The following is a 13,612-nucleotide window of genomic DNA, read 5'->3' on the forward strand; positions in this document are numbered from 1 at the left end:
CTTTGTTTCACAAGAAGCGATTTCAATATCCGATTTCGATCGCACCTCTACGAGATTTAATCAAAAACAGGTTCGCTTTCTCGTAATTAGGACGTTCTGGCAACTTAGTTGCAGCAAAAGCGCGATCGAACTCAGCGTGCAAGCTCAACCGCCAGCGATTCACCTCATCCCAGGATATTTCTTGGTTGCGGATCGATAAAAGTTGCGATCGATAATCCTGGACGCGAACCGGCACAAACCCCTCCTTGAGGACAGTAATTCCTGACAGCAGCAAGCGAATTAAGTGCATCGCGTGCTTCCAACGAATTTCCCCGGTATTGCGGAGGTCTTGCTCCATTTTTTTAAATTGAGACAAAACGTAGCTATTGTAAGTTTGATAAACCAATTGAGAAAGAAAGATTTCCTTAATTTCCAGCAATTCTTGTGCGACCGGAGAAACCGTTTCTACCAAAGGCGTGTATAAACATTCTAGCACATTTGGATTAGCTTTTAGTGCCAAAACTAGAAACTTTTGCAGTTCCCAATAGCATTCCTGATTTTCCTTGTTTTCCAATTGTTCTGGAATGCCGTAAAGCGACCAATGAAGTATTGCAGGCGGCAGGTAAATCCCGCGTCTGTCTGTATCGGATTGCTCGTTATCAAGACCGTAGGCTCTCGAACCAAGAATGCAGCGGTAAATTACAGAATCATAGAGGTTGTATTCGGCGAGAAAATCTCCTCCTGACTGCAATCCTTCGCTCTGAAACTGCTTGCGGATGCTGAGTTCGTGCCGCCGCAGACTAACTTCTGTTCCGTCTGGGAGTTTAACTAAATATGCGTGGGAATTGTCGGTAGGCGATTGAACGATGACACCTACTAATCCCGGTTTCCAAGATTGGTCGCTGGCGGGCTTTTTGACCTCGATTCGGGTGACAATTTGGGTTCCTGCGGGCAGGATTAAGTTGAAATTTTGGGAAATATTGGCATTTGCCATGAGGGAACCTCCTGCGGGGACACGAGCTACAATGTTAGTGTAGCATATGTGTAGTATCCAAGGCAAGTTTTGGGCGATTCCCTTCGGGATAGCTTCGCTTCATGCGGATTTGACCTTGTTGAAAATTGTCTAATTATCAAAGAGGAATATCGCCAGGGAGTTGAGGCGAAGGTATTGGAGATTTTTGAGACTCACCCGACAATTGCAGCAATTCGCAATGGGGAAGCAGTGAGGGACTTGCAACTGGTGGCCTTAGAACGTACTCTGAGGCAAGAATTGGGCGGGGGGAACCTGCATTTTTCGGAGTCGAATATTCGCAAGGCGTTTAATCTGAAGGTGAATAGTTAATTATCATTTCTGCGAGAGTTGTTCGAGATTGAGGCATTGCCGGATTATCAGGAAGTGGTAAGGCGGAATTTTGAGTATTTTATTGGCCAACGGCACTTTAACGCCAATCTGATTCGGTTTTTAAAGGCGCTGCAGAATGTGTTTTTGAAGAAGCGACAGTTGGAGTTCCGGATTTGTATGAGGCACCGTTGGATCAGTTTCCAGAAGAGGCTGTGGAACGCTGGTTTACTCAGAAGTGGATGAGTTGATTGAGTTTACTGAAGAGTTAGCAGCTTAACTTTTTAAATTCAATAGGAGAGATATGAAATTTATTTCTTTAACACTGGTGGCTGCGCTTGGAGTTTTAAGTCTAGCAATGAGAGCTTCGGCCATTTCAGACGTTGTGTGGAAACCTGTTCCTGGAACAAAGATTAATAATGATTTTTGGTATGTAGGAACTAACACCATAAATAGACAAGGCGCTCGTATTACCTTTGATGTGAGGACGAACTCAAAACAATACGTGCTGTACTCGGCTAATTGCCAAACTCGGATGATGCAGAGACTAGCAGAGGGAAGCGTTAAAACAGGAAAAATTGTAGTCTATGAAAGATATCGAGAAGCGTACTTTCCCCCTAATCAAGTTCAAAAAAAGGTGCTGAACTACGCTTGCACTCAAAAAAGGTAGTAAAATCAGGTTTCACAAGTCCCTGGTTTTAAATTGTGCTCGCTGGCGCCGAACTTCAATCGCCAGTTGGCCCCATTTGGGAGAGATTACGATCGTCGGGATTCTCCAACCCAAAGCAGGATGAGGTTTTTGATTGGGGGCCCAGGTTACAAGGAAGTGATTGCTGAAGTTAAAGCATATTATGGGAATAAAAGTGCCGGATTTGATGAGTTTTATAGATAAAAAAGGCAACTTAAACAAGTTATTAAAATGTTAGAAGATGATGGTGGATATTTAGCTAGAACAAAGGACAGTCATCGTTAATTTAAACACGCTGAAAAGGCTGGAAGTTTCACTGTGTCAGGTAATTTAGGCTTTGATATGCCAATTAGTACGCTTAAAGTGGAAATTTTGAGAAAGATTGGCATTGGCCATGAGGAAACCTCCTGCGGGCACACGAGCTACAATTACTGTAGCATATGTGTAGTATAGAAGGGCGTTTTGGGCGATCGTTTGGACATAGGTTACATCAAATCTAGCAAATTAGTTACAATTACGACAGAAAGCCCAGTTTTTGTCTTAATAAAAAATTGGGCTTGTGCGATCGCAGCAACTTAGTGTTGATTTCAGGTGCTGCAAGTTGTCGCGAAAGGCTTAACTGTTAGAATCTTCTCAAGCAGCCTAAAAAAACGACCGCTACCAACGGTTGCCATCAGTAAATTATTTTTTTGATTAAGATGATCGTACCACATTTCCAATTACCCGAACAAAAGCAATATGATCGTATTTCCTTGGAAGATGCAATCAGATTATATGAGCACCGGTTATTGACGACGGCGGGCTTTATTTACACCATCACCAAAATCTATAGCGCAAATGGCCAGAAGCTAAATATCCCGAAACCACGCGAATTTTACGAGTATTTTAACATACCAAAATCAACTTTCTACCGAGCACTTGCTCAGCTCGAAAATTCTCCAGAGTTAGAATTTCACTGGGAACCGGTCGTGGGAATATCTATCTGGTGCGGCGACGAGGCTCAAGAAGTTGTAGGGTGCGTCAGGGCAGAATGTGACGACAACAAACTAAGAATTTCCCCCTGACGCACCCTACTGTTAGCTTACGCACTGCGAGAAAGAAACCGGGTTTTTTAACAAATCTGCGGGTCACAACGAAGTATTCTCGTAAAAACCCGGTTTCTGGCCACCCGTGCGTAAATCCTAAAATTGTAGAAAACGGAGAAAAAATTGATAGAAAGCACAGAAAAAAAAAGCACGAGTTTGAGCTAAATCCCTGTAACTCTTGATAGATATACTTTTGAGAATATGGGCGATGCAGGATTTGAACCTGCGACATCTACCGTGTGAAGGTAGCGCGCTACCACTGTGCCAATCGCCCGCAGATAACTACCATAACATACTGACTCCCAATTAGCAACTAAAATTGCCAAAAAAAATCAGCCGCTGGTTTCAGAGTTAAACTCGACATAACGTGCGATCGCACTTTTGCCCGATCGCACTCAAATAATCATCAGTTAACCTGCCACCAACCCGCCGCTGGGCCGACAAATCGCACTAGCACCCACCAAGCCACCAACAGACCAATCCCGATCCAGCTTCCGCGACTTGTCCACTTGACAAAATCTTCGCTTTGGGTTTTCGTGATTGGCAGCCAAGAAACGATGCGTTCTTCTTTACCGTATTCGTCGCCGATCGCCTCTTTGCGACGCTTAGATTCACCCATAATCTTTGTCTACTAAATTAGATTTCAACTGGATACCTAACCAAATTATACGCCAACAGGTCATCTCAAGCCTGCGTCAGCCAAGTCGTATCCAAATAATCAATCCTCGCAAAAGGACTCAAAGCCGCTAAAACCTGCTGTCCGTAACTGCGGTGAATCACCCTGCTGTCGAATATCGCCACAACCCCTTGGCGTTCTCGCACCGGCGCGATCGCCCGCTGCAACTCATTCAGCGCCGCCGGCAGCAAATACAACCGAAACCAATCCTTGCGCCGTTCCTTATAATAAGCCACACGCGCCGTCACCAAAGGATTCTCCAAAGAAGGTAGCGGCAAAGTTGCGATCGCCAGCAAGTGAGGCGCCCTCAATTCTCCCTGATGTTCCCGCCAAAACTCCCACCCCGTCACCAAAATCGCATTCTCGCCCACATCAGTCTTTTCTACCTGCACCCGAGAACCGAACTCAGAAGCCAAAATCGCCGCCAGCCGAGCCTTGAGCGGTACATCACCAACAATCAGCACCGTTAAACCGGCCACCGACGCGCTCATCAACAGCAAAGTCCGAATTTCTTCAATTAAAACACCCTGAAATTCCGGCGTATTCGGCAGCGGCAGCCAGTTGGGAATGTACAGTTGAATTAATTCGCTTTGTCGATCGGGCGAAAACTTAACGCTCGTCAATTCTGGCAGTCCCAGCATTTCCCGGAAAATCGGAGCCTTCGGTTCCACATCCACCGCCCCGCCAATCAACACCACCGGCTGATCGTCCCAAATTTTGCTCAAAACCTCAGCCACCTGCACCGGCGCGCAGTACAGAGAAAATGACCCAGCCTCGCGATGAATTTCCGCCCACCGCAGTTTTCCGTTTGTTTCCCACCGCTGCCAAAAATTGCTCCAAGCAGCCGGAATTAGGGGGTTTGGCTCGATTTTTTCAAACAGCCCCTGCAAAATATTTTGCTCTGCCGTTTCCAGCAAATAGCACTCCTCTGGTTTCGCCGGATGCCGAAAGAAAGCCCGCGTTAGCATTACCCGCCCTTGAAGGATTGCATCGGCTTCCAAAGGCTGAGATTGCATTAAATCATTCCAATCAGCCGGTTGCAAACCCGCCGTCAATTGCTGGCGCGTCCAAACTTCCAAGTCATCCACACCGTCAATAATTGTCGGAATATTCCTGTGCAGTTGCGAATTCCCCGCCAAGCGAGCCGCCAGCCAAGACTCTGGATCTGCTAGCATCAATCCTCGCCCAGTGGCACGATCCGAATAAGTCTCGATCGACCCCTCTGTTTGCAGCCACTCTTGCAAACGCGGAATTTCCACGGCTCTCAAATGCTCGATCAGCGGTGTCGGCGCCACTAAAATCACAGGCTCCGGCCACATCAAAATCGGCATCAAATAGCTGACTCGATACCGCTGTTGGTAAGCTCCAGCGGGAAGCCCTGTTTGGATCAGAGCGCTGCGCCCCAAGCGCAAAGCCCGCGCCACGAGCCGCGCCATCGTTAAATGGTGTGGCCAGTGCGGCTCGGAGTGCGATCGCAGGAAGCGGAGCAACGAGTTGTGGACTTCTACCTCAATCAATCGGTTTTAAAATTGATATTTCTCACTCAACATAATCAAAACTGGCCAGAAAATCAACTACTTTTTGACCGAGAGGCAAACTGAACTTACTGTCCTGATGAGTTGCACCTCCCTTCCCAAAATTCCCGTGAGAATTCACCATCAAACTCTCCTGTCCCGAACTAATTAAAATAGTTTGGGTTGGTGACTCAAAAAACTTTGTGGGCTGACTAACCCGTGATATATTAGAGACAAAATTTATCAACTCGTTTAATTTATTTGTAGCTGTACTCAATGCTTTACGCAACTGCACTATTCGTTTCTCTTCCAAATTTTGACTTTCGATATTTTTCCCGATAACTATAATATTTCTCTGAGTTTGTACAGCATCCTTAAAAGGAAGAATCGCTAAAAAAGCTGCTGGCAATAAATGCTCATCGCTCTCAAATCTAAAAGTTAGAGTTGTGCGGCGGTAGCCGACTTCAATATTAGGAGGAAAATTCATTGCCCGGTAATGCCGAGCTATTTCGCTGTAAACTGTTGCTAAAGTGCTGTTTGCTGAGTAGTCTAAAAGTGCGTCAACCACAATTTGCACTAACCCAGGCGTGTGATTTAAAAATTTTCTCGATTCTGACGGCGAATTAAATTGTTGAATCTGAGTGCGATCGCCTGCAGGGCTGAGGTCAACCCACTCGCAAGTAATATCCTCTGCGATGATCCCACACCTAGGAACCAAATACAGTTTTGCTCCTGTTAAAGTTGCTCCCCTCAAATCAGCGCCCACCCAATCTGCATTAATCAAATTTGTTTCTGTCAAATCAGCGTGAACGAAACTAGCACTTCCTAAATTAGTATTTCTTAAATCTGCTCCGTTAAGGTTAGCTCCGCTCAATTTAGCACAGCTCAGATCGGCGCCGTTGAGGTTAGCTCCCGTCAAATCCGCCCATTTAAGGTTAGCTCCGCTCAAATTGGCACTGCTGAGATTCACCTGTTGCAACGAAGCTTGTCTCATATCGGCATTGCTCAAATTGACCCCGCTAAGTTCTGCTTTCGTCAAATCTGCGCCGTGTAAGTTAGCTTCTTGAAAGTTAGCTGAAGAAGCCGAAGCACCTCTGAGATTTGCCCCGGAAAGATTAGCACCGGACAGGTTAGCTTCCGTCAGTTTTACCTCTCTTAAATCTGCTTCAGTCATGTTAGCGCCGCTGAAGTTAGTTTTGCTGAGTTCGCAGCGGACTAATTCGCTTCTAATCAGGGATGCTCGGATTAATTGAGCTGCACTTAAATCGGCTCTCACTAAGTTTGCTACGTTGATAGTAGCCCCGTTTAAGATTGCCCGCGAAAGATTAGTGCTACTGAGTCTCGCCACATTCAGGTTAGCTTCGCTCAAGTTAGCGTCGCTCAAGTTAGCGCCGCTGAGGTTGGTTACAAATAAGCTAGCCCGCCTTAAAATTGATTGGCTGAGGTTGATGCGGCTGAGATTAGCTTCATTCAGGTTGATTCCTGTGAAATCTCTGTCACCTTCTGTGTATCTCTTGACGAGTGCAAATCGTTTGAGCAGTTCTTCAGCTTCCATTTTTTTCTTTAATGAAATGGCAATTGGCTAACTTTTATATGGCATGAATAGAAATGATATCAAATTAATTTATAGTATTTACTCACCGAGCTGATAAAAGCTTTTGACAAACTCAATGACCGTATTTAGCGGCGGGGTGGTAAATCTTTGGGCTTTAATTCCAGGACTGATAGACGTTTTGTTGACTCCGGGCAAATTTGTCAAGTTTCTGCCAAAATCTGGGTGATAGTGAATCATCAAAGTTTCGGCGCTGGAGTTAGCCAGTACAGTTTGGGTAGGCGATTGGAAAAAACTTGACATCGGTTCGCGATCGAGGCGAATCGGCTGAATTTTCATTTCCCCTATTTTTCTCATTGCTTTGGTCAGAGCTACGTTTAATTGCACTACCATATTTGAGACTCTGACGCCCAGGTTATTACCACTTTGGGGTTGAATCATCTTGATCAGAGTAATCAAATTTTTCTGAGTAAATGCTGCATCACTAAAGGGAATAATCGCAACGAAAGCTGTGGGAAATAGTTGCTCGTCCTGCTCTATTTTAAATGATATGATTGTGCGTCTGGAATTAACTTCGATACTGGGAGGATGGCTCAAAGCAGGGTATTGACGGGCAATTTGGCGGTAGGTAGCTGCAAGGACAAAGTTAGCATCGGGGTCGAGGGGTCGATCGACAATAATTTGAACTGTCGGTGGTGTAGCATTGAAAAACCTTTGAGATTCTTCTGGGGTAAAGCGCTGAATGTGGCTGCGATCGCCGTTAGGACTGAGGTCAACCCAATCGCAGGTAATGTCATCTGCTTTCACATCAAACCTAGACACCGCGTAAATTTTTGCCCCCGTCAGAGCCGCCCCCGTCAAATCTGCGCCCACCCAATCAGCGTGAATCAAATTTGCTTGAGTCAAATCCGCGTGTACCAGAGTAGCGTTCAACAGGTTGACATTGCTCAAATTTGCCCCGTACAAGTTGGCCCCGCTCAATCTCGCTTCATCGAGGTCAGCACCGCTCAGGTTCGCCCCGCTGAGGTCAGCCCACCGGAGATTAGCGCCTCGCAAGTCAGCGCCACTGAGGTTTGCCTGAGACAGATTAGCTTGTCTGAGTTCGGCATTGCAGAGGTTGACTCCTCGCAAGTCTGCCCTGCTGAGGTCGGCTCTGTGCAAGTTGGCCCGTTCCAAGTTGGCCGCTATTAGGGAAGCGCCTCTCAGGTGAGCCCCGCTGAGGTCGGCTTGCTCTAGATTGGCTTCTCTGAGGGTTGCTTCTCTCAAATCTGCTTCGCTGAGATTTGCACCGGTCAAGTTGGCACTGCTGAGGTCGGCTCGGATCAGTTCGGATCTGATCATTGTAGCTTCGACGAGTTGGGCTTCTCTGAGGTCGGCTCGAATCAAGTTTGCCACGTTGAGGATAGCGCCGCTGAGGTTGGCTTTGTAGAGATTGGCACCGCTGAGTCTGGCAACATTGAGTTTGGCTTTTCTCATGTTGGCGTTTGACAAATTGGTGCCGCTCATGTTAGTCAGGCTCAAGATTGCCTCACTGAAATTAGCCCCGCTGAGATCGATCCTGCTGAGATTTGCCTCGCAAAGGAGGATAGCAGTAAAGTCTCTTTCTCCTGCGGCATATTTGGTGATGAGTTCTTGGGCATCCATGCTTTTCAATTTCCCTGATGTGTTAGCTAGAACAAAGCTTTGTTGTGCCAACCTTTAAACTAGAATAAGCATTTTTTGTAACTTGATGCAATATGCCTAGACATCTATATTATGGAAGCCTTTTATAAAATCCAAAATGCTAGTGATATTAGCTTGACCTAATTTTGTGCTTTCGGCTAACTTACCCGAGGTTGAGTTGCTCGGCTCGTATTTTTTAATCAGGCGCTTGCCGAAGCCTGGGTGGTGATATACGCTGAGTCTTTGGTCGCGCGAATTAATTAAGATCATCTGTGTAGGAATCTGAAAAAAATTGATGCTTTCGCCGATTTTTGGAAAAGAACTGGAAATTTTGATTTGGTCTACTTTGCTAATAGCTTGGTTGAGAGCTTTGCTGCATAACTGGACGTGTTTTGATTCCTTGACGTTAAGTTTACCTGCATCGTGGGATTGAATCATTTTCATCAAAGCAATTAGGTTTTTTTGAGTTATGGCAGCATCGTTAAAAGGAATGATGGCAACGTAAGCGGTGGCAAATAATTTATCGTCGCTGTCCATTTTAAAGGCGAGTACGGTGCGCCTGGAGCTGACTTCGATCGTGGGAGGCTGACTTAAACTCGGGTATTGTTGGGCAATTTGGTAATAAGTTGCAGCTAGGGCAAAATGAGCGCCTTGGTCTAAGGGCGAGTCAATCACAATCCGAACAGTGGGCAAGGTTTCGTGAAAAAATTCGTGGGTTCCTCCAGAGTTCAACCAGTAAATTTGGCTGTGGTCGCCGTTGGGGCTGAGATCGACCCACTTGCAGGTCATGCCTTCGGTTTTGATGCCGAGCCGCGAAACTGCGTGGAGTTTGGCTCCGGTTAAGGTGGCTCCGGTTAAGTCGGCTCCAATCCAGTCGGCGCGGATTAGATAGGCATTTGTCAGGTCGGCGTGAACTAAACTGGCATTTGACAGGTCGGCGTGACAGAGGTCGGCTCGGCTGAGGTCGGCACCGCTCAATTTGGCTTCGCTCAGGTCGGCCCAGCGGAGATTGCAGCCGCTGAGGATTGCCCAGCGCAAATTGACGCCGCTGAGGTCGGCGCCGCTGAGTACGGCTTGAGTGAGGTTGGCTTGTCTCAGTTCTGTGCCTCGCAAGTCTGCGCCGCTGAGGTCGGCTCGGCTGAGGTCGGCGCCTTGCAGGTTGGCTTGTTCGAGGTTGGCTTCTGTCAAGCACGCGCCACTGAGATGAGCGCCTCGAAGGTTGGCTTGAGCGAGGTTGGCTCCTCGAAGGGTGGCTTCGGTGAGGGTGGCGCCGCTGAGGTTTGCGCCGCTGAGGTTTGCGCCGCTGAGTTCGGCTCGAATGAGTTCGGCTCTGATCAGTTTCGCTCCTATCAGTATGGCTTTTTTGAGGTCAACTCGCACTAGGTAAGCGACGTTGAGGTCGGCGTCGGTGAGGTCGGCGCCGCCTAGATGGGCGCCACTGAGTCTGGCAATGTTGAGTTTGGCACCGATGAGGTTGGTTTTGCTGAGGTTGGCTCCGCTCAGGTTTGCTACACTCAGATTCGCACCCTTGAGGTTGGCTCCGCTCAAGTTGACGCCGCTGAGGTTGGCCTCAGTCAGGTTGATTCCGGCAAAGTTTCTTTCTCCGGCGGCATATTTTTTCAGGAGTTCCTCGACTGTCATGGGGGCGGCACCGTATCAAATATCCCCATTTTATTGCTATGAATATCGGTATTGTAGGACTGGGTTTAATTGGCGGCTCGATCGGGCTGGATTTGCGATCGCGCGGGTTTAATGTTTTTGGGGTTTCCAGTCGGCTGCAGACTTGCTCTCGGGCGCAAGCTCGCGGTGTTGTCAATGAAGCCAGCATACACCTGTCTCTAATGGCAGCAGCCGATGTAGTTTTTATTTGCACGCCGCTGGGGTCGATCGAGCCGATCGTCCGAGAGTTGGTGCCCTATCTTTCCCGGGATACTATTGTAACGGATGTCGGTTCCGTAAAAACACCCATAGTGCAGGCTGTGTCTTCTCTGTGGCCGAACTTTGTGGGGGGACACCCGATGGCGGGGACTGCTGAAAGCGGAATCGAGGCGGCGGTGCCGGATTTGTTTGTCGGGCGGCCTTACGTGGTGACGCCGACTCCCCAGACGCCGGCGCTTGCGGTGGATAAGGTTGAGGAAATTGCGCGGTTACTGGGTGCTAAAGTTTACCGATGTGAGCCGGAAGAACACGATCGAGCTGTGGCTTGGATTTCTCATTTGCCGCTAATGGCGAGCGCGACGCTGGTTGCTGCCTGCGATCGAGAGGGCGATCGGGATATTGTTAATTTAGCCCAACATTTGGCGAGTTCTGGTTTCCGGGATACGAGCCGCGTTGGCGGTGGCAATCCCGAGCTGGGAGTGATGGTGGCAAAGTACAATCGAGAGGAATTGCTGCGATCGCTCTCTATTTACCGCGACAGTCTTGACGAGTTCATCACCGATATCGCAGCCGAAAATTGGCAAGCTCTCGAACACAAGCTGAAGCTGACTCAACAAGCGAGACAAAATTACAAATTGTGAGCCAAAAAATACTTAAAACTTTCCCCGTCTCGATTATGATTTGTGGATGCCTATATATTGAGTTTCAATGTACACTTATTCTCGACTCAAGCGATTTTTACTAGGTGAATCTCTCCCCACTAGCGCATCTATTCATGAACGCCTAAGCAACGCTGCAGGACTAGCTGTTCTGGCTTCAGATGCACTTTCGTCTGTTGCCTACGCTACTCAAGAAACTCTGCTGGTGCTATTACTAGCCGGGAGTAGTAGTTTGAGTTTATCGCTGCCTCTTTCTGGAATTATTATTTTACTGTTGGCGATCGTGGCGCTGTCTTACCGACAGACAATTAAAGCGTACCCCAACGGCGGCGGTGCTTACATTGTGGCGCGAGAAAATTTAGGTATTTCTCCCGGTTTGGTCGCAGCAGCTTCACTGATGATTGACTACATTTTAACTGTAACAGTCAGTATTTCGGCTGGGGTTGCGGCCTTAACTTCAGCATTTCCCGGATTGGAACCGTATAGAGTGGAACTGTGTTTATTTTTTATTGTCTTAGTCATGTTTGCCAATCTCAGGGGCGTGCGAGAATCTGGCAATATATTTATGGTTCCTACCTATGCGTTTATCGTGGTAATTTTTATCTTGATTGGCACGGGTTTATATCAACAGGCAACAGGTCAGGTTTTCCAGACCTTAGAAAATATTCCGGCTAAGGAGCCTTTGGGATTATTTCTGCTGGCGCGCGCTTTTGCAGCGGGCTGTACTGCCCTGACAGGAGTTGAAGCCATATCAGACGGGGTGTTAGCTTTTAAGCCTCCTGAATGGAAAAATGCGAGCCTGACTTTGACCTATATGGCGGTAATTCTGGGAGTGATGTTTGTGGGAATTAGTTACTTGGGTAATATTTATCACGTGATTCCTAACGAACATGAAACGCTCCTTTCTATCTTAGGAAAAGATATTTTTGGAGTCGGCATATTTTACTACTATTTGCAGGCCGCAACTCTGTTGATTTTGCTGTTGGCGGCGAATACGAGTTATGCGGATTTTCCGCGACTTTGTTATTTTTTGGCACGGGACGGGTTCTTGCCCAGGCAATTGTCGCTGTTGGGCGATCGCCTGGTTTATTCTAATGGCATTAATCTGCTCAGCTTCTGCGCTGCTCTTTTAATTATCATCTTTCGAGGCAATACGAGCGCGGTGCTCCCCCTGTATGCGGTTGGAGTTTTCACTTCTTTTACTCTCTCCCAATCGGGAATGGTAATTCACTGGTTTAAGGAACGAGGTAAAGGTTGGCAAGTTAGTGCTGTGATGAACGGTATTGGTGCAGTGGCAACAACGGGAGTTTTGGGTGTAATTCTCGCTACAAAATTCCTTTTGGGAGCTTGGGTTGTCGTAGTAACTATCCCGATCGTAGTCAGTCTATTTTTAGCTATTCACCGACACTATCGGTATGTCGCGGCTCGGTTGAGCATTCAGGGAATAGAACCGAGGTCTTATCTTCGCAGACCTAAAGTTAAGACGGTGACACATCCGGCAGTGGTGTTAGTCGGGCAGTTGCACCGGGGAACTTTCGAGGCCCTTGATTACGCTCGTTTAATTGCTGATGAAGTTGTGGCAGTTCACGTAGATATTGGTTTGACAGATCGAGAAAAATTACAATTAGCTTGGAAAGATTTGCAGTCTGACATTCCTTTGGAAATTCTCGAATCGCCTTACCGTTCTGTTGGTGAGGCTTTGACGCACTTTTTGACTTTGTTTGAAGAGCAGCGACCGGGAGTATATTTAACGCTGATCATTCCGGCTTTTGTGACGCGAAATTGGTGGGAGGGACTGCTGCACAATCAAACTGCTTTCTTTTTGAAAGCGGCTTTGCGGGCTAAAAAAAGTCGGGTTGTAACAACGGTTAGATATTATCTTTAAGCGAACTCTAGTTGAAAGTTGGCTCTTTTTCGACTGTCAAACAAACTTATTTAGGACTTGCGCAGCAAGTCGGTTTCTTCTGACGGGGTGACAAGCAAGTTGAAAGACATATTAGACAAGGGTTTGAGTTGCTCTGCCTCAAAAAAGATATGTGCGTGCGATCGCGACTTTTTCGGGGGTAGATAACGGAGAATAAGGAGCGGCGGTGATCGCTACTATCATAATTGTCAATGAGCCCAGGAATAATCGCTGATATCTTTTTGGAGGTTCAGGAGCCTTAACGCTTTGCCCATAAAGGTTTCATCTGCATTGTCACCCCGTCAGCGGTTTCTTTCTGGAGGCTTTGTTGCTCAACCTAAGATTTATCGGAGAAACCGGGTTTATTGGACCCCACAATCCTCCGTGTAGCGCGAGAGATATCGGTTAAAAAACGCGGTTTCTTAAGTTTCTGTGCGTAAGTGATGTATTAACTTTACAAGTCCACCGACTAGCTGATCGGCGCGGAAGAAACCGGGTTTTTTGCGTCCAGGACTAGGTTAAAAAACCCCGTTTATTAGCGCAGGAGTCCGATCGCGAACTGTTGCTGTTACAAATTTTATCAAACACACAGTAAAAGTCTCAGTATTTTTACGGTAATGATATTATTTAAAATTGACAATCCTCTAAAATTTTAGTAAGTTTTAAGGAACCAGCAA

11 protein-coding genes and 1 tRNA gene are annotated in these 13,612 nt (G+C 47.1%); 5 read left to right on the forward strand and 7 right to left on the reverse strand.

Going from position 1 to position 13,612, the window contains the following annotated elements:
- Positions 1–22: 22 nt before the first annotated feature.
- A complete protein-coding gene (locus QUA62_RS15465; RefSeq protein WP_333405193.1) occupies positions 23–973 on the reverse strand; it encodes a DNA polymerase beta superfamily protein in 951 nt (316 codons plus the stop codon).
- 69 nt (positions 974–1,042) lie between these two features.
- Between QUA62_RS15465 and QUA62_RS15470 the strand changes: the two genes are divergently transcribed.
- From QUA62_RS15470 to QUA62_RS15480, 3 genes are all read left to right on the forward strand, one after another.
- Positions 1,043–1,321, forward strand: a complete 279-nt coding sequence (locus QUA62_RS15470) for a hypothetical protein (protein WP_333405195.1) — start codon at positions 1,043–1,045, stop codon at positions 1,319–1,321.
- A gap of 301 nt (positions 1,322–1,622) precedes the next feature.
- Positions 1,623–1,988 carry a hypothetical protein gene (locus QUA62_RS15475; RefSeq protein ID WP_333405197.1) on the forward strand — a complete coding sequence of 122 codons (366 nt, stop codon included), beginning with the start codon at positions 1,623–1,625 and terminating at the stop codon, positions 1,986–1,988.
- Between the two features lie 707 nt (positions 1,989–2,695).
- Positions 2,696–3,070 (forward strand): hypothetical protein, encoded by a 375-nt coding sequence (locus QUA62_RS15480; RefSeq protein WP_333405199.1) that lies wholly within the window; start codon positions 2,696–2,698, stop codon positions 3,068–3,070.
- Positions 3,071–3,293: 223 nt separating this feature from the next.
- Here the strand turns inward: QUA62_RS15480 and QUA62_RS15485 are convergent.
- The 6 genes from QUA62_RS15485 to QUA62_RS15510 form a co-directional block, all read right to left on the reverse strand.
- A tRNA-Val gene (locus QUA62_RS15485) sits at positions 3,294–3,365 on the reverse strand.
- Between the two features lie 132 nt (positions 3,366–3,497).
- Positions 3,498–3,710 carry a DUF2839 domain-containing protein gene (locus QUA62_RS15490; protein WP_333405201.1) on the reverse strand — a complete coding sequence of 71 codons (213 nt, stop codon included), beginning with the start codon at positions 3,708–3,710 and terminating at the stop codon, positions 3,498–3,500.
- 65 nt (positions 3,711–3,775) lie between these two features.
- The gene (locus tag QUA62_RS15495; RefSeq protein WP_333405203.1) at positions 3,776–5,284 is read right to left on the reverse strand and encodes a helicase C-terminal domain-containing protein; all 1,509 of its coding nucleotides are present in this window, start codon (positions 5,282–5,284) and stop codon (positions 3,776–3,778) included.
- A 22-nt stretch (positions 5,285–5,306) separates the two neighbouring features.
- Positions 5,307–6,836, reverse strand: a complete 1,530-nt coding sequence (locus QUA62_RS15500) for a pentapeptide repeat-containing protein (RefSeq protein WP_333405205.1) — start codon at positions 6,834–6,836, stop codon at positions 5,307–5,309.
- A gap of 78 nt (positions 6,837–6,914) precedes the next feature.
- Complete coding sequence (locus QUA62_RS15505) at positions 6,915–8,477, reverse strand: pentapeptide repeat-containing protein (protein ID WP_190662308.1); 1,563 nt, start codon at positions 8,475–8,477, stop codon at positions 6,915–6,917.
- Positions 8,478–8,573: 96 nt separating this feature from the next.
- The gene (locus QUA62_RS15510) at positions 8,574–10,136 is read right to left on the reverse strand and encodes a pentapeptide repeat-containing protein (RefSeq protein WP_190662306.1); all 1,563 of its coding nucleotides are present in this window, start codon (positions 10,134–10,136) and stop codon (positions 8,574–8,576) included.
- A 38-nt stretch (positions 10,137–10,174) separates the two neighbouring features.
- Between QUA62_RS15510 and QUA62_RS15515 the strand changes: the two genes are divergently transcribed.
- Positions 10,175–11,014 (forward strand): prephenate/arogenate dehydrogenase, encoded by an 840-nt coding sequence (locus QUA62_RS15515; protein WP_333405207.1) that lies wholly within the window; start codon positions 10,175–10,177, stop codon positions 11,012–11,014.
- Between the two features lie 67 nt (positions 11,015–11,081).
- Complete coding sequence (locus tag QUA62_RS15520; RefSeq protein ID WP_333405209.1) at positions 11,082–12,917, forward strand: APC family permease; 1,836 nt, start codon at positions 11,082–11,084, stop codon at positions 12,915–12,917.
- Positions 12,918–13,612 lie beyond the last annotated feature (695 nt).

Origin of the sequence: Microcoleus sp. MON1_C1, from assembly GCF_036701945.1 — a bacterium.
Lineage (GTDB): Bacteria > Cyanobacteriota > Cyanobacteriia > Cyanobacteriales > Microcoleaceae > Microcoleus.